15 protein-coding genes are annotated in these 15,245 nt (G+C 31.4%); 7 read left to right on the top strand and 8 right to left on the bottom strand.

The window, feature by feature from the left end; translation table 11 throughout:
• The first annotated feature begins 293 nt into the window (after window positions 1-293).
• From ABRY23_02615 to ABRY23_02585, 7 genes are all read left to right on the top strand, one after another.
• A complete protein-coding gene (locus ABRY23_02615; GenBank protein ID MFA3781942.1) occupies window positions 294-1,430 on the top strand; it encodes a 5-(carboxyamino)imidazole ribonucleotide synthase in 1,137 nt (378 codons plus the stop codon).
• A gap of 3 nt (window positions 1,431-1,433) precedes the next feature.
• Window positions 1,434-1,934 carry a 5-(carboxyamino)imidazole ribonucleotide mutase gene (gene purE / locus ABRY23_02610; GenBank protein ID MFA3781941.1) on the top strand — a complete coding sequence of 167 codons (501 nt, stop codon included), beginning with the start codon at window positions 1,434-1,436 and terminating at the stop codon, window positions 1,932-1,934.
• A gap of 321 nt (window positions 1,935-2,255) precedes the next feature.
• Entirely contained in the window at window positions 2,256-2,642 is a 387-nt protein-coding gene (locus tag ABRY23_02605; GenBank protein MFA3781940.1) for a response regulator transcription factor, read from the top strand.
• Window positions 2,636-3,109 (top strand): NADH-quinone oxidoreductase subunit NuoE, encoded by a 474-nt coding sequence (nuoE, locus tag ABRY23_02600; GenBank protein MFA3781939.1) that lies wholly within the window; start codon window positions 2,636-2,638, stop codon window positions 3,107-3,109. Before ABRY23_02605 ends, nuoE begins: the two co-directional genes overlap by 7 nt.
• Window positions 3,110-3,117: 8 nt before the next feature.
• Window positions 3,118-4,308 (top strand): NADH-quinone oxidoreductase subunit F, encoded by a 1,191-nt coding sequence (locus ABRY23_02595; protein MFA3781938.1) that lies wholly within the window; start codon window positions 3,118-3,120, stop codon window positions 4,306-4,308.
• The gene (locus ABRY23_02590; protein MFA3781937.1) at window positions 4,308-6,227 is read left to right on the top strand and encodes an NADH-dependent [FeFe] hydrogenase, group A6; all 1,920 of its coding nucleotides are present in this window, start codon (window positions 4,308-4,310) and stop codon (window positions 6,225-6,227) included. Before ABRY23_02595 ends, ABRY23_02590 begins: the two co-directional genes overlap by 1 nt.
• Window positions 6,228-6,257: 30 nt before the next feature.
• Window positions 6,258-7,637: an ATP-binding protein gene (locus ABRY23_02585; protein MFA3781936.1), complete on the top strand. Its 1,380-nt coding sequence runs from the start codon at window positions 6,258-6,260 to the stop codon at window positions 7,635-7,637.
• Between the two features lie 16 nt (window positions 7,638-7,653).
• On the opposite strand, the gene ispE is transcribed toward ABRY23_02585, so the two are convergent.
• The 8 genes from ispE to ABRY23_02545 are packed head-to-tail and all read right to left on the bottom strand — an operon-like array spanning window position 7,654 to window position 15,236.
• On the bottom strand, window positions 7,654-8,493 hold the full coding sequence (gene ispE, locus ABRY23_02580; protein ID MFA3781935.1) for a 4-(cytidine 5'-diphospho)-2-C-methyl-D-erythritol kinase: 840 nt from the start codon (window positions 8,491-8,493) through the stop codon (window positions 7,654-7,656).
• Window positions 8,474-9,376: a homocysteine S-methyltransferase family protein gene (locus ABRY23_02575; GenBank protein ID MFA3781934.1), complete on the bottom strand. Its 903-nt coding sequence runs from the start codon at window positions 9,374-9,376 to the stop codon at window positions 8,474-8,476. Before ABRY23_02575 ends, ispE begins: the two co-directional genes overlap by 20 nt.
• Window positions 9,357-10,499: a glycosyltransferase family 9 protein gene (locus ABRY23_02570; protein MFA3781933.1), complete on the bottom strand. Its 1,143-nt coding sequence runs from the start codon at window positions 10,497-10,499 to the stop codon at window positions 9,357-9,359. Before ABRY23_02570 ends, ABRY23_02575 begins: the two co-directional genes overlap by 20 nt.
• Window positions 10,474-11,556 carry a glycosyltransferase family 9 protein gene (locus tag ABRY23_02565; protein MFA3781932.1) on the bottom strand — a complete coding sequence of 361 codons (1,083 nt, stop codon included), beginning with the start codon at window positions 11,554-11,556 and terminating at the stop codon, window positions 10,474-10,476. The genes ABRY23_02570 and ABRY23_02565 overlap by 26 nt, the downstream gene beginning before the upstream one ends.
• A complete protein-coding gene (locus ABRY23_02560; protein MFA3781931.1) occupies window positions 11,549-12,586 on the bottom strand; it encodes a glycosyltransferase family 9 protein in 1,038 nt (345 codons plus the stop codon). The genes ABRY23_02565 and ABRY23_02560 overlap by 8 nt, the downstream gene beginning before the upstream one ends.
• 4 nt (window positions 12,587-12,590) lie before the next feature.
• Complete coding sequence (locus tag ABRY23_02555; GenBank protein MFA3781930.1) at window positions 12,591-13,031, bottom strand: MauE/DoxX family redox-associated membrane protein; 441 nt, start codon at window positions 13,029-13,031, stop codon at window positions 12,591-12,593.
• 2 nt (window positions 13,032-13,033) lie between these two features.
• Window positions 13,034-13,549 carry a rhodanese-like domain-containing protein gene (locus tag ABRY23_02550; protein MFA3781929.1) on the bottom strand — a complete coding sequence of 172 codons (516 nt, stop codon included), beginning with the start codon at window positions 13,547-13,549 and terminating at the stop codon, window positions 13,034-13,036.
• 46 nt (window positions 13,550-13,595) lie between these two features.
• Entirely contained in the window at window positions 13,596-15,236 is a 1,641-nt protein-coding gene (locus ABRY23_02545; protein MFA3781928.1) for an NFACT RNA binding domain-containing protein, read from the bottom strand.
• Window positions 15,237-15,245: the final 9 nt, after the last annotated feature.

Below are 15,245 nucleotides of genomic sequence, written 5' to 3'. Positions count from 1 at the left end.
ATTCTTCAGCTGTTTCTTTTTTTCAAACTCTTTAACAAATTTATGTTTGATTTAAAATTAAGGCACAAACTGTTAATAAGTTTTTTGAGAGTATATAGTACCTAACTGGAAGAGAGCAAAAGAACGGAATGAAAAATTTGAATTTAAAAGTATTTAATAAATCATACCAACAAAAAGAAGCTCACTGAATTTTCATCTGCTATTTTTTTACCATGATGGCTAACTTTGGTTGGATATTTATTCTTTATGATTTATTTTCGACATAACATTCAAAATAAACTGTAGGAAACTTTTTGTCTAAAAGAACTTGTATTGGAATATTGGGTGGTGGACAATTAGCGAGAATGTCTGCCTTTGAAGCTTACAAGTTAGGCTTTGAAATCGCAATCCTTGAGAAAATCAAAAACTCACCAGCAGGGCAATTAACTCACAATGAATTTGTAGGCTGGGTTGATGATGAAGAAGTTTTTAATAAATTTATTCAGCAAAGCGACATAGTGACTTTGGAAAACGAATTTGTAGATTACCAGTATTTGGAACATATAGAAAGGACTGGTAAAAAAGTTCTCCCCTCATCTAAAACAATCGGAACAATTCAAGATAAACTTTTTCAAAAATTAGCAATTAGAAGGAACCAAATCCCTGTACCTAATTTTATCGAGATTAAAAAAAATTATGACTACGAAATGATATCAACAATATTAGGTAAAAAGTTCATACTTAAATCTCGTAAAATGGGTTACGACGGGTATGGCAACGCATTAATTACTAACGATAAGACGTGGAAAGCAGCAGTAGAAAGACTTACAGGCCGACACAATGAATTAATGGCTGAAGAGTTTATAGAGTTTCAAAAAGAACTTGCTGTAATGGTGGTAAGGACATCAAAAGAAATAAAAACTTATCCTGTTGTTGAAACTATTCAAGAAAATCACATCTGTAAAATTGTTATAGCGCCTGCAGATATAACAAAACGAATACAAGAGCATGCAAAAGAAATTGCAATTGAAGCTGTAAAAGCTATTAAAGGTTATGGAATTTTTGGTGTCGAACTTTTTCTTAATCGTAAAGATGAAGTTTTGTTAAATGAATTAGCGCCGCGCCCTCATAACTCGGGGCATTATACCTTAGAAGCATGTGTAACATCTCAGTTTGAAAACCATATTCGTGCAATTCTTGATCTTCCGCTTGGTTCAACAGAAATGATTAAACAGGCTGCTGTAATGATTAATATACTTGGCAAACAAAACTCTGATGGCTTAATAAAAAATTATAATCAAGTACTGAAACAACCAGATATCCATTTACATTTTTACAATAAGGAAACTTCGAGAGTTGGCAGAAAGATGGGGCATATAACAGTTATTGGTAATAATAAAACTGAACTATTGAAAAAAGCAAAACAGGCTGAAAGACTAATTCAAGTTTAGGAGATGAGCATGAAAGAAAAACCTCTAATTGGAATTATAATGGGAAGTGATTCAGACTACAATGTAATGAAACAAGCAGCAGAAGTCTGCAAAGAATTTGGGGTTCCGTACGAAATCAAAATTGTTTCGGCACATAGAACTCCTAACCACGTCAAAGATTATGCTGTAAATGCTGCCAAAAAAGGAGTTAAAGTGATAATAGCTGGTGCCGGAGGTGCTGCACATTTGCCAGGTCTTACTGCATCCCACACTGTCCTGCCAGTAATTGGAGTTCCAGTCAAAAGCAAATCGTTAGATGGACTTGATTCATTATTATCTATTGTTCAAATGCCAAGTGGTGTACCTGTTGCAACTGTTGCAATAGACAATGCAAAAAATGCTGCTATCCTTGCCCTGCAAATATTAGCTGTCTCAGATAAAATTCTTTACAAAAAATTAATAGAGTATAAGAAAAAAATGGAAAGTGAATCACTAGAAAAAAACAAAAAGTTGAAACTGGGTTAATCAATCAGCACTTATCAAACCGATATGGTTAGGTCTCTTAGTTAGACACCTCATAAAATCAACTAAAATCCTCAGCGCTATATTATATAGATTTTTATTTACAAAATTATATTCTTAACCATGGAATTAAAGTAAACTAATTCTCACGGTTAAGAAAAAAAATAAGCAAACATGCCTTTCGTTTAAGCACTACCACAAAAATCAAATAATATTTTGGCATACGAAATGAAAATAAAAGAAACAGTTAATAAGCAAATAAGAGAAAAGGATTAACAATCGTATTTCCTTATGAAAATCTAAAAATTAATATGGAGAAATTTTATGGCACTTATCATTGTAATTGATGATGATGTTGACATTCTTGATGTAAGCAGTTTAATACTAAAATCACAAGGGCATGATGTAATTACCGCAACCAACCCAGATGACGGCTATAAAATTGTTCAGTTAAAAAAACCCGACTTGATAATTTTAGATGTAATGATGAGCGAACCAGATGATGGATTTTTTCTTGCCAATCGATTTAGAAAAGAAGGCATCAATACACCGATATTGATGTATACTTCAATACCAAAGACTGTAGGTTTAAAATTTGACAAAAGCGATGTGGTTCCTGTTGATGATTTTGTTGAAAAACCTATTACGCCAGATGAACTTATTCACAAAGTTGAATTTTTATTAAAAAAAAGGAGAAATAGTGAATGTTAGTTTTAGAAAAAAATACAATGACAGAAGAAATTGAAAAGCTTGTTGAAAAGTACGGTAATTTGCGTTCATCGCTTCTCCCAATTTTACAGGAAATACAAAGTGTACATAAGTATATTCCTGACTTTGCTCAGCAGGAGGTTGCGCGATTATTAAATATTCATCCAGTGGAAGTTTATAGTGTTATATCGTTTTATACTTTTCTCAATACAAAACCAAAAGGACGTTATTTAGTTCGATTATGCAAAACAATTTCTTGCGATATGCAGGGGAAACAAGCAATTGCAAGAGCTATTGAAAGAGAATTAGGAATAAGTTTTGGTGAAACAACAAAAGATAACAAGTTTACACTGGAATACATTAATTGTTTGGGAATGTGCGATAAAGGACCGGCTATGTTAATCAACAATAAGGTTTACACAAAACTAACACCGGAGAAAGCAATTCAAATTATAAATGAAATTCAGTGAGGTTGAAAATGACAGAAAGAAGCGGTAATGGTAAAGTAATATTTTCCGAATACAGGAGGGGCGAAGCAATCAAAAAAGCGTTAACAATGACAAGAGAAGAAATTTTACTTGAAATTCGTGAATCCAAATTGAAAGGCAGAGGCGGTGCCGGATTTCCAACCTCCACAAAATGGATGCTGAGTGCAGCTGCTGTTGCAGATGAAAAATATGTTATATGCAATGCTGACGAAGGCGAACCTGGAACATTTAAAGATAGATTACTACTGATGGAATATCCAGAGCTAATTTTTGACGGAATGGTTATTGCTGGATATACAATTGGAGCAAAAAAAGGAATTGTTTATTTACGCGGCGAATATGAGTATTTAAAAGAACAATTGGAAAGTTATTTAGAGCAAATGAAAACTGATAATTTACTCGGCAAAGCAATATTAAATAATAAAGAGTTTGATTTCGATGTTATTATTAGATTAGGTTCTGGGGCATATGTTTGCGGCGAAGAAACAGCATTAATTGAATCGCTTGAAGGCTTTAGAGGAGAAGCACGTAACAGACCACCTTACCCTGTTAATACTGGTTTCCAAGGTAAACCCACAATAGTTAACAACGTTGAAACATTCGCAGCTGTAACACATATTATAATGAAAGGAAGTCAATGGTTTAAAAAGTATGGTACAGATAAATCAACTGGTTCAAAATTATTTTCTGTTTCTGGGGATTGTGATAAACCCGGTGTATATGAATTACCAATGGGAATAAGAATTTCCGAACTGTTAAAAATAGTCGGAGCTAAAAATACAAAAGCTGTTCAAGTCGGCGGTGCCTCCGGTATATGCTTGCCAAAATCACAGTTCGAACGCACTCTCGCATACGAAGATGTCCCAAGCGGAGGATCAATAATCATTTTTAACGAATCACGTAATATGCTGAAAGTACTAAAAAACTTTATGGAATTTTTTGTTGAAGAATCTTGCGGACAGTGCACACCATGTAGAATAGGAAATATAAAATTATTAGAAGGTGTTAACATGATTGAGTCCGGCAATTATACCTTTAAATACATTAACCAACTAAAAGAACTGGGTAAAACAATGCAATTAGCATCAAAATGTGGATTAGGACAATCATCACCAAATCCATTTATATCCATTTTAGAAAATTTTAGTGAAGAAATATTCAATAATAGCGAGGAGAGATAATGGAAAGTAGAGATGATTTTAGAACTCCAGTAAGCCAACAACCACACTTTGTTGAAATAGCAAAAAATACTTCAGCAATTGGTGGATTAGTATCAATTCAAATTGATGAAAAAAAACATTTCGTTCCTATTGGAACAACTATTTTAGAAGCGTGTAAACAAGTTGGGGTTAGTATTCCAACTTTATGTCATCATGAAGATTTATGTATTGCAGGGCTTTGCCGCATTTGTGTAGTTGAAATTGAAGGCATGAAAACTTTGCAATCATCTTGTACTTTCCCAATAACACAACCAATAAAAATTAAGACTTCATCACCAAATGTTAGAAAAGCAAGGCGGCATATTATTGATCTTATGTTGAGTGAACATTATGGTGAATGTTATACTTGTTTTAGAAATGGCAACTGTGAACTGCAAACATTAGCAAAAGAATATGGGGTCGATTCTTTCACTTTTGGTCACATTGAAAAGCCGAAATACGAAATCGATAAATCATCCTATGCAGTTGTTAGGGATATGAATAAATGCGTACTTTGTAGAAGATGCGTGAGAACTTGTATTGATTTACAAGAAGTTGGTGTATTGGAGGCTATTGGACGAGGTGCTCAAACTCATATTTCTACATTTTTGGAAAAACCGTTGGCAGATGTCATTTGTATTAATTGTGGCCAGTGTATTAATAGATGTCCAACATCTGCATTAAGAGCAAACGATCCATCAGATGAGATTTGGGCTGCAATTGATGACCCTACTAAACATGTTGTAATTCAAACCGCACCATCTCCTCGAGCAGCTATTGGAGAAGAATTTGGATTGGGCGCAGGGCATTCTATGACTGGACAGTTAAATACTGCGTTAAAAAGAATTGGTTTTGATAAAGTCTTCGATACAAATTTTGCTGCTGACTTAACAATTGTTGAGGAGGGTACAGAATTAATTATTCGTTTATATAAAGCATTAGTATTAAACGATAATTCAGTTAAACTGCCTCAATTTACGTCCTGCTCTCCAGGTTGGGTAAAATATATTGAGCATTTTTATCCAGAATATTTAGACCACCTAAGCACTGCAAAATCGCCTCAGCAAATGTTTGGTGCATTGATAAAAACTTTCTATGCTAAACAAGCTAAAATTGACCCTGCTAATATTGTATCCGTTGCTCTTATGCCTTGTTCTGCTAAAAAGTTTGAATGCAACAGGCCAGAAATGCAGAGCTCAGGTTATAAAGATGTTGATTTTGGTTTAACCACAAGAGAGCTTGCAAAAATGATTAAAGAAGCCGGAATCAATTTACCAGAAATGCCTAAATCAAATTTTGATGATCCTTTTGGAGATGCATCCGGTGCTGGGTTAATCTTTGGTGCTACAGGCGGCGTAATGGAAGCAGCTATAAGAACAATAGCAGAGTTTATAACTGGGGATAAAGTCGAAGATATTTTTGAAAATGCTAATGTGCTAAACATTCGAGGCTTTGAAGGAATTAGATATATGGAAATTCCAATTGGTAATAAAACAGGACCAGTGCCTGAGTTGATTAGACATATAGTGCCAAATTGGGACTGGCTTAAAAATTTTACTATAAAAGTTGCTGTTGCTCATGGTACAGCAAACGCAAAAAAAATTATGAATGATATAAAGCTTGGTGGAAAATTCAGTGAGTGCCATTTTATTGAGTTCATGGCATGCCCTGGCGGTTGCCTTGGAGGTGGTGGGCAACCAATTCCTACTTCATCAGAAATAAGAAAGAAAAGAGCAGAAGCTATTTACGCCGAAGATTTATCTTTACAAATAAGAAAATCTCACGATAATCCCAATGTTATTAAACTTTATAAAGAATTTATTAAAGAAGGACCTTGCAGCAAACTTTCACATAAACTTTTGCATACACATTATACTAAAAGAGGAAAGTATATTGCTTAATGCAAATTGCATCATTAACTAAGGGAAATAATGATTAAGTTAGTCCCAGAATGGGCTTCTCAATATGATGAATTTTGGGAAACTATCCAAAAAAGGAATAATTGGTTTATTAAACTAAGGTATATAGCTGTATTATTTTTGTTATCCTTCTTGATTTCCAGTGAATTGTTTTTAGAGTTCTCTTTTAGCAAAACTCAAATAATTGCAATAATTCTTATCAGTCTATTTATTACTTCATACAATATAGTCGTAGGTATTGTTAAAAAAAATACATACAATGAAAGGGGAAAATTTAATCCGCTTCATTTATCTCTTCTTCAGATGATTTTGGATGTAACTGCACTAATGTTTTTGGTTTATTATACAGGGACAATTGAATCACCGCTTTACATTTTTTTTATATTTCATATGATTATTGGCAGTATAATCTTACCCGGTTATATAGTTTACCTAATGGCAGTTTTTATTGTAATAATATTTGGAATTCTAATTCTTTTGCAAAGAACGAATTTGATAGCTACCTATACAATGAATGGATTATATTTAACTTTGCCAGAAAAGACACTAAAATTCGATGTGCTATTCATGATTATTTTTGGATTTGCAATGATAGCAACTGTATATATAACGAATAAAATAGCCCATGAACTTTACCAAAGGGAGAAACAATTATACAATTCACTTGCTGCACTAAACGAAGCTGAAAAATCAAAAGAGAAATATATTATTGGAATAGTACATGAATTAAAAACACCAATTTCTGCTGTTCATTCACTGCTTGATGTTGTAATTAAATATTATATTGGGACGTTAAATGAAACGATAAGACAAAAGCTTTACAGAGCCAAATTAAGAAATGAAGAAGCTGTTGAACTAGTGAACAATATACTGCGAATTTCTAAACTGAAGCTCTTAAATTTAAGAACGTTAGAGGAAATAGAGCTTAAGTCTTTTATTAATATAGTGATAGAAAAACAGTCTGAGTATGCAAAGAATAAGAACATTAGTATTGACTTTATTGATAACCGAAATCATATCAAGACTTTTCGTGGAGATAAAATCTTACTTGAATTAGCAATATCGAATATATTAAATAATGCAATAAAGTATAATTATCACAATGGACAAATATTAATTGAGCTCTACGACAATCAAAACCAAGTGATAATCGAAATTAATGATAACGGAAGAGGAATACCCAAAGACGAGCTAAACAATGTTTTTAATCAATTTTACAGAGCAAGCAATATAGAAAAAACTGCAATCGAAGGAAGTGGATTAGGATTAACATTAGTTAAAGAAATTATAGAAAAACATAATGGCAGAATTGAGATAGACAGTCCATCCAAACTAAAAGGACAAGAGGGAAGCGGCACAGTTGTTAGAGTGTTTTTACCCTATGATATTTGATTCAAAAATGATTTTATTAATAAGGACAGCTTATAAATCTAAAATAATTTTTGGGGAAAGAGTTATATGCATTTTCAGCTTCATTTATGTTGTTAAAAATACCATAAACCGTAGAACCTGTACCAGTCATTAAACTAAATAGTGCGCCAGCAGAGTACATCTTTTTTTTGATTTCTCCAATCTCTTTATAATTTGCAAAAATATAGTCTTCAAATACATTATGCAGAAATTCATTCATTTTTTGATAATCAATTGAATTGTTTTTAACTAAGTCAAAGTAATCAAATTGAACTGGAGAAGGGACGACATTAGCAAAAGCCTCCTTTGTAGAAATACTAATACCAGGATTGACTATTAAAATAGGCTTATCAATCTTCAAAGGTATCTCTTGTAAAACTTCTCCTCTTGAACTGCCGACAGCACTTTTTTTATTAAGGAAAAAAGGCACATCAGAACCCAATTTAAGCGCCATTGAAAGCAATACTTCTTTCGTTAAATTTAATTTATAAAGTTTATTTAGCGAGATTAAAGTTGCAGCTGCGTCAGAGCTGCCGCCTCCCAACCCGCCTCCAATAGGGATTCGCTTCTTTAGATTTATTGCCACATTAATTTTTTGTTTGACGTACTTTTCAATAATACTTTTTGCTTTTATAATTAAATTAGAGTCGTCCTCAGTTAAATCTTTAGCATTGCTGCTGAAAATAAACATTTCTGATTTTGTAAAACTTAATTCATCGTATAAATCGTTAATAGGGTAGAATAAGGTGTAAATATTATGAAACCCATCTTTTCTTTTAGAAATAACGAACAATCCTATATTAATTTTGGCCGGAGCTTTAATGTTTATAGAGTTCATCTAAGTAATTTTTTATTTCTTTTATATGGTTAGGATTAGAACCGCAGCAAGCACCCACATAAATTGGAGAAAGATGAAGATATTCTTTAATTATTTCCAAATATTCTTTTTCATTAACAGCGCATGTAATTTGCTGTTGAACAGTTAAATCAATGTTATCAGGGCCACAATTAAGATAAAATCCCCAATTATAGTTGAAAGAATTCTCATTAAAAAAAGCTTTTATTAATGAATACTGGATGCAATTTAATCCTATTGCTACAGGTGTATATGATTCAATAAATTTTATAGCTTCAATCAGTGGTTCACCGCTCAGCAATTTTAACTCACTATCAAAAAAAAGGTTTACAACAAAAGGCAAATTATTTGCAGAGCAAAATTCGCATATTATTTTAATTTCATCCCAATGACTTTGTGTTTCATTCCAAATAACGTCGACACCATTTTCCCATAGTAGTTCAATATGTTTCTTGTGATTGTATTCTAATTTATCAATTGTTATAGTTCGACTCTTTTGGTAACAATCTTCAGCAGGTGCATTTGAGCCTGCAATTATTATTTCTTTATTTTCAACGGCTTCAATGGCATTGGAAATTGAATTCTTTATGAAATCATGATAACTAATTTGCAAGTCGCTTTTTTCGAAAGCTAAGGGGTTCGTCCTAAAAGTGTTTGTAGTTATTATTTCAGCGCCACTTTTAATATATTCCAGATGAATTTGTTTAACTAAATTTTTGTGAGTAAAATTTGCTATAGATGACCACAAAGGGTTGCTTGTGTTGATACCTCTTTGTTGCAATAAACTTCCCATAGCACCATCCAAGATAAGAGGACGCTTAATAGATTTGTATTTATCTAACAAATTAATTCTTTGTCTTCTCATGCTTTCTCATATCGAAATACTTTAGTGTTTCATTAACTATTTTTTCAAGGTCAATCATTTGTATACACTCAAGGTTATATGGGCAAACTTTTTTCCAGCAAGGTGCACAGAAAAGTCCCTCTGGTATTAGTTTTATGCCATTGTCATACAAGTCAATTTCTGTCCAGCAGCTTAAACCAAACCATGCGATTACATATTTTCCCAAAGCTATTGCTAAGTGCATACCGAAAGAATCGCCGGTAATTACAACTTGAGGTATGCTTTCATAGCAAGCTCCTTTTCTTACTCCTTCATTTACAGGTGTATTAATAACTTTATTATTAAACGCGTCAGCTATTATTGAATTTCTTTCTTGATCTTCTTTGCCACCCAGCAGCATTATTTTAAATCGATTGAATGAGAGAAATTTTTCAATTAATGCAATATGTTGTTCAATTGTCATTTTCTTATTAGGATAAAGAAGAGAGCAACCGGTATTAAATCCGATAATTTCATCGCTGTCTTTTATACCAATTTCATTTTTATATTTTTCTATGAAAAGAATCTCTTCTTCAGTAAAATTAAAAATGTATTTATCACGTTTATAATCAAGCTCAAAAGTTTCAGCTAAGTAATCTTGCTTAGTGCGTTGATTAATTTTGAATTTAAGATTATCATCCAATCCCATTTTATAATTATATTCAGCGCCGCTGTTGAGAGGGATAATTTGTCCGTAATTATTAATTCCAAATCCTAATTTTTTTGCGGCTTTAACGTTCATAGTTACTGAGCCTGCACGCAATGATTTATCAGCATTCATAACAATGTCAAATTCCATCGATTGCAAAATACTTAATGATTCGCTATCGTATGTTAGTATTTTATCGATATACTGATTATTAACCAATAGGTCTTTAGCATTATTTAAAGTAAGCCACCAAATGGTTGACTGTGGATATTTTCTTTTAATTGCATGAAGCTGAGCTGTAGTCATTAATACGTCGCCCATAGCATCTAAGTTTATAATCAATATTTTTGTCCCGATTGGGTTCATCTCTTTACAGCCGTTTTCCCAGCAGTTGTAATTAGGAAAACAAGGTTTGTAACCGGTAAAATTTTTACACTCTGGTGGTTGTTTCGTCATATAAATACTTCTCCAAAAATGGTATTAATTTTTGTATTACCTTTTCACTACTTATATTTTTTAATGTAGGCTCTTTTGTAATTATACATTCGTAATCGGATTTGTATGGATACCAAATAACATCTTCAGTGTTGTATTTTACATAGAGACCAAACATTGGAATTTTGAATGAAGAAGCAACATGAACAATGGATGTATCCGGTGTAAAGAGTAAGTTCAGTTGAGAAATCATTGCTGCAAATTCATCAAAATTATCACTATAAAAAATTGGCAAATAATTGTTAGAAATTTCTTTGGCTTTAGCTAAATCACTTTTTTGACATAATATAAGAATGTTTAAATCATATTTTATTAAGGAATTGATTAGCTCTTTATATTTTCTTATTCCCCAAAAACGCGCTTGACTGCCAGCAGAAATGTTTATACCCAGTAAAAATTTTTGTTTAGCAAAACTTTTTTTTAAAAACGCCTTCGCACTTTGCAACGATTTTTGGTCTGGTTTATAGTAAACATTTATATCAGATGAATTTGTTTTTACATTAAAAAACTTGGCAAACTCCATTAATCTATCAATAATATGATGTTTCTGAGTGTCAAGTTTTACAACTAAATGAGTATATAAACTTTCATTTCCTTTTTTAAAACCTATTTTAATAGGAGCTTTCAACAAAGCTAAAATAAAACTAACTGTAGTTGAAATATCATCATGAAGATCAACTACAGCTGTTAAATCTTCAGAATTTAGACGATGGATTAATTTAACGAAATTCTTTAAGCTCTTCTGGAAAACTATTAATTTATCACAAAGTTCATTATTCTGAAAAACAAAATAATTGCTGGCACTAGCAAGTACAATTGTTTTACACTTTAGATTTTTCTTGATGATTTGAAGAAGCGGGGTGGAAACAAGAGCATCGCCAATTCTATTAAGTCTTATAAACAATATTTTTGAATTAGAATCAAACTTTACTAATTGGTTATTGTTGCTTTTAGGGTTCCCAATTAATAATATTTTTAAGAATATTTTTTTTAAGAAAATCTCAATTTTTTTAATCAAGCTCAATTTCATTTTTTTTAATTAACAAATCTACTTTAGTCATTATTTTATTAATAGGAAGATTCAAAAAGCATTCATGGTTTTTAGGGCATTTCAGCAAGTTACACTTTATACAATCTAATTCTTCTAAATTCACCCACTCATGTTTTTCACCAAAAGGTCCTTGTAAAATAGGGTCAGTAGGACCAAACAAGGCAAGTACAGGCACGTCTAACGCTACAGAAATATGCATTGGACCGCTATCATTGCAAATTACGAACTTACACTTAGCGATAATAGCTGCCATTTCTAAGATAGTAGTTTTGGGAGCAAGATAAGCATTATTTTTCATTAAATGTTTTATTTCATTTGCATCTGACTCATCGCCGGGTCCCCAAAGAATTATAACATTAATTTTGTATTTGTTGATTAAGTTATCGGCAATTTCAGCCAATTTAATTGGGTCACACTTTTTTGACTCCCAACCGCCAGTAGGACAAATCCCAACTAGCGATTTTTTATCTATTATTAAATTAGATAATAAATTACTTGCAAACGAATTAGCATTTTTATCTAATAAAAATAAAAGCTCTGATTCGTTGGCAGAAAGACCAATTCTTTTTAAGAATTCAAGATGAAGCATAGCAGCATGGTACTTATTTCTTTCAATTGGTCCATAAAGATTATATGCGTATTTTCTCCCTTTATAAGGAAATCCAGCCCTATAAATTGCTCCGCTGAAAAAAGTTAATAACGCAGTAGTAGGATTAGAATAAAAATCTAAAATTAGGTCAAACTTAATATATCTTATTAGTAAAAAAAATTTGACTTTTTGAAGAAGAGTTAATTTTTCAAAATAATAGACATGTCTTAACTGAGGAAGATTTTTCAATACTTGAGCTGAATGTTTTTCAGTTAAGTAAGATATTTCACTGTGAGGGAAATCTCTTTTTAGGTTTTTCAAAACAATTGTAGATAAAACAACATCGCCTATCCCTCTAAGCTTTATTATTAATATTTTCCTTACATTATTTTTATTTATTGTTATCAATTAACTATTTGTCTTTATTAACTGTTAGTTTTTTATCGTCGTAAATAAAAAGAACTGCTGTTATTACAAGAATTAAAATGTTTTCTACAATTTTTTGAACCCCCACTTTTTCACTGTTAAGAGTTCCAAAACACCCGCAGTCGATATTTATACCTCTAATTAATGCTACAACTACTGCAATAGTAAAAACACTTAACATAGAAAAAATTATACATAAATTTTCTTTTTCGAAAAATTTGAAAAGCAACAATATGCCTGTAAAAGTTTCGATCCAAGGTAATGAGATTGCAAAAAAATTAATAAGAAAATTAGGAAGTATGTGATAATTTGTAATTGCAGCAGCAAAAGCATTGGGGTCTTTTATTTTTTCAATTCCAGAAAAAATAAACAGGAAAGAGAGGAATATTCTAATGATGAGGAAAAAAGTATCTCGTGTAAATTTCATTTCTATTCTTCGCTTTCAATTGGGTAATTTGCTTTAAGCCAGTCATTCCAGCCACCTTCAAAAACAAACAATTTAGCAAAACCAATTTTGCTCATTTCAGTTGCTAATCTTAAACTTACTTCACAGTCATTTCCTCCACAATAAATTACATAACATACATTTTTGTTAAGTGACTTTATTAATGGCATTGAAGGTTCAAATTTGTATTCTGCAATATTTACGGCATTAGGTATATGTCCTTTTGCATATTCCCATCTATCACGAGCATCAATAAACAAACATATTGAATCTTGATAAATCTTATATGCTTGTTTCAATGAAATTTTTAAGATAAAGTTTTTGTTAGAATTAATTAGACTGTTTAAATCAGCATTAGCATTGGACAAACTTCGTAAAGAATTTTGTATACGAATTAAACTTAATCCATCTGGCGAAAGCCAATTGTAAATTAAGCCAGTAATAACAGAAACGAGAATTATCAAAAAAAATTTTTTTTTGTCTACATTCACTAATTTCATGTTGCAAATTAACAAGAATCATATCTTTGGGCAATTTATAGGGAAGTTAATTATCCGTAACAATGATGCAGTTTGGTGGTATTTCTGGTTTTGCCAAAATAACTTCTTCTCGTTCTATTATTACTTGACCAACTTCTAATTTTTTATTTTTTCTAACAAATTTTTTAAGCGTATAGCTTACTGGTACAAGCGAAGAAGTTTTAGCTTTACTGTAAAATGCAGCAACAGAAGCAGCATTTTTAATTACAGATTTTGGAATTCCCGATTTAGGATTATCAACGCGTAAAACAACGTGAGAGCCAGTATAACCTCTCGCATGAAACCAATAATCATTTTGTTTGGCGAATCTTGTGGTTAAGACATCATTACTTTTGCTATCTTTTCCTACAAAAAGGTGGTAAGCGCCATCAATAACAAAGTGTCTGAATTTATTTTCTAAGAACAATTTCGTTCCATCTTTTTTATTTTCTTTAGTATTAGTGGAAGGGAAATTAATATTTAACATTAATTTTAATTCCTCTAACTTATCAATTGAAGGATTAGAATTTAGAATATTGCTGTACTCAGTTAATTTTTCATACGATCTTAGAGCAGAGTTGTAAAGCTCAACTGATTTAGAATAATTTATTTTTTCAGATTTTGCCTTTTCAAAAAAAGACTGAGCATTTTCTGCAGGCAAAAGTTTTGGATCTAATTTTATTTTTATTTTTTTATTAAATCGATAATCATCAAGCTCGATTTCACTCATTCCCTTAGATAATTTATTAAGATTAGTTAGCAAAAGGTTACCGTAAAAATTGTATTCATTTTCTTTAGAGCCTGCCTCAATTTTAGCTTTTAAGTTATTCAGTTTATTTGACACTTTTTCTAATTCTTTCTTAACATGTTTTTGAATTGCTTCGAGTAGTAAGTTATAATTAGAAGTTTTGTTTAATAGTGCTAAATAATGACTTGCTGCATCCAAGTAATTATTAAAAGTGTTAGCATTATCCGGCAAATGAATCATTTTAAAGGTAGAAGGAATAAAAATAGTCTCTTTATGTTCTTGCGAATGAAACACAGCAATAGGGGAATTATAAATTTCATTAAGTAAAATTGTTATTTCAGGTAAAGAATAATTTCTTGTTTCTAGTTCCAGTAAAACATCTTTGCCTAATGATGGTAGTTTTTTACTAATATTTCCAATATCAGTATTGCTTATATCAAGTATGTAATCATCAATAGAAGAAATATACTTTTTAGAAAGCACTTCTTGCTTGGTTTCTTCAATTTTTTCTATGTCTTTAATTTTTTTAAAAAAGTCAATTGACTTATTCTTATCAACCAAAATAAAGTTAGAGTCGTTGCCTCGGATTAAAAAATACAATGTTGAATCCTCCAGTGCTATTTTAACTATTCTATCATTATAAGCAATAGAAAATTCCACAATTTTATCGGGCAGATATTTAGTGAAAAATTCAGCGACGTTTTTTTTGGCCTTATGATAAGTATGTTTATGATAAATTAACGAGTGTTTCGGATCGGTTGAAAAGACTAAATGGTAATACGGGAAATTGTCTATAGGAATATGGAAATATAGCTGCTCTTTTTCTTGTGAAAAGGCGGAAAAGATTTTCTTGTTTTTTAATTTATTACTTAGTTCATCTACACATCTCAACAAATAGTAATAATTTTTATATAACAGCATTTTTTGTAA

This window comes from Melioribacteraceae bacterium 4301-Me, from assembly GCA_041538185.1.
In the GTDB taxonomy this organism is placed as follows: Bacteria; Bacteroidota; Ignavibacteria; order Ignavibacteriales; family Melioribacteraceae; genus Pyranulibacter; species Pyranulibacter aquaticus.
The sequence above is the reverse complement of the archived record's forward strand: the minus strand, read 5'-3'. Positions and strand labels throughout refer to the sequence as shown.

What these genes read in the sequence shown, in the direction of transcription:
- purE (MFA3781941.1), top strand. Translation starts at nt 1,434, where the DNA reads ATGAGCATGAAAGAAAAACCTCTAATTGGAATTATAATGGGAAGTGAT.
- ABRY23_02605 (MFA3781940.1), top strand. Translation starts at nt 2,256, where the DNA reads ATGGCACTTATCATTGTAATTGATGATGATGTTGACATTCTTGATGTA.
- nuoE (MFA3781939.1), top strand. Translation starts at nt 2,636, where the DNA reads ATGTTAGTTTTAGAAAAAAATACAATGACAGAAGAAATTGAAAAGCTT.
- ABRY23_02595 (MFA3781938.1), top strand. Translation starts at nt 3,118, where the DNA reads ATGACAGAAAGAAGCGGTAATGGTAAAGTAATATTTTCCGAATACAGG.
- ABRY23_02590 (MFA3781937.1), top strand. Translation starts at nt 4,308, where the DNA reads ATGGAAAGTAGAGATGATTTTAGAACTCCAGTAAGCCAACAACCACAC.
- ABRY23_02585 (MFA3781936.1), top strand. Translation starts at nt 6,258, where the DNA reads ATGATTAAGTTAGTCCCAGAATGGGCTTCTCAATATGATGAATTTTGG.
- ispE (MFA3781935.1), bottom strand. Translation starts at nt 8,493, where the DNA reads ATGAACTCTATAAACATTAAAGCTCCGGCCAAAATTAATATAGGATTG.
- ABRY23_02575 (MFA3781934.1), bottom strand. Translation starts at nt 9,376, where the DNA reads ATGAGAAGACAAAGAATTAATTTGTTAGATAAATACAAATCTATTAAG.
- ABRY23_02570 (MFA3781933.1), bottom strand. Translation starts at nt 10,499, where the DNA reads ATGACGAAACAACCACCAGAGTGTAAAAATTTTACCGGTTACAAACCT.
- ABRY23_02555 (MFA3781930.1), bottom strand. Translation starts at nt 13,031, where the DNA reads ATGAAATTTACACGAGATACTTTTTTCCTCATCATTAGAATATTCCTC.
- ABRY23_02550 (MFA3781929.1), bottom strand. Translation starts at nt 13,549, where the DNA reads ATGAAATTAGTGAATGTAGACAAAAAAAAATTTTTTTTGATAATTCTC.
- ABRY23_02545 (MFA3781928.1), bottom strand. Translation starts at nt 15,236, where the DNA reads ATGCTGTTATATAAAAATTATTACTATTTGTTGAGATGTGTAGATGAA.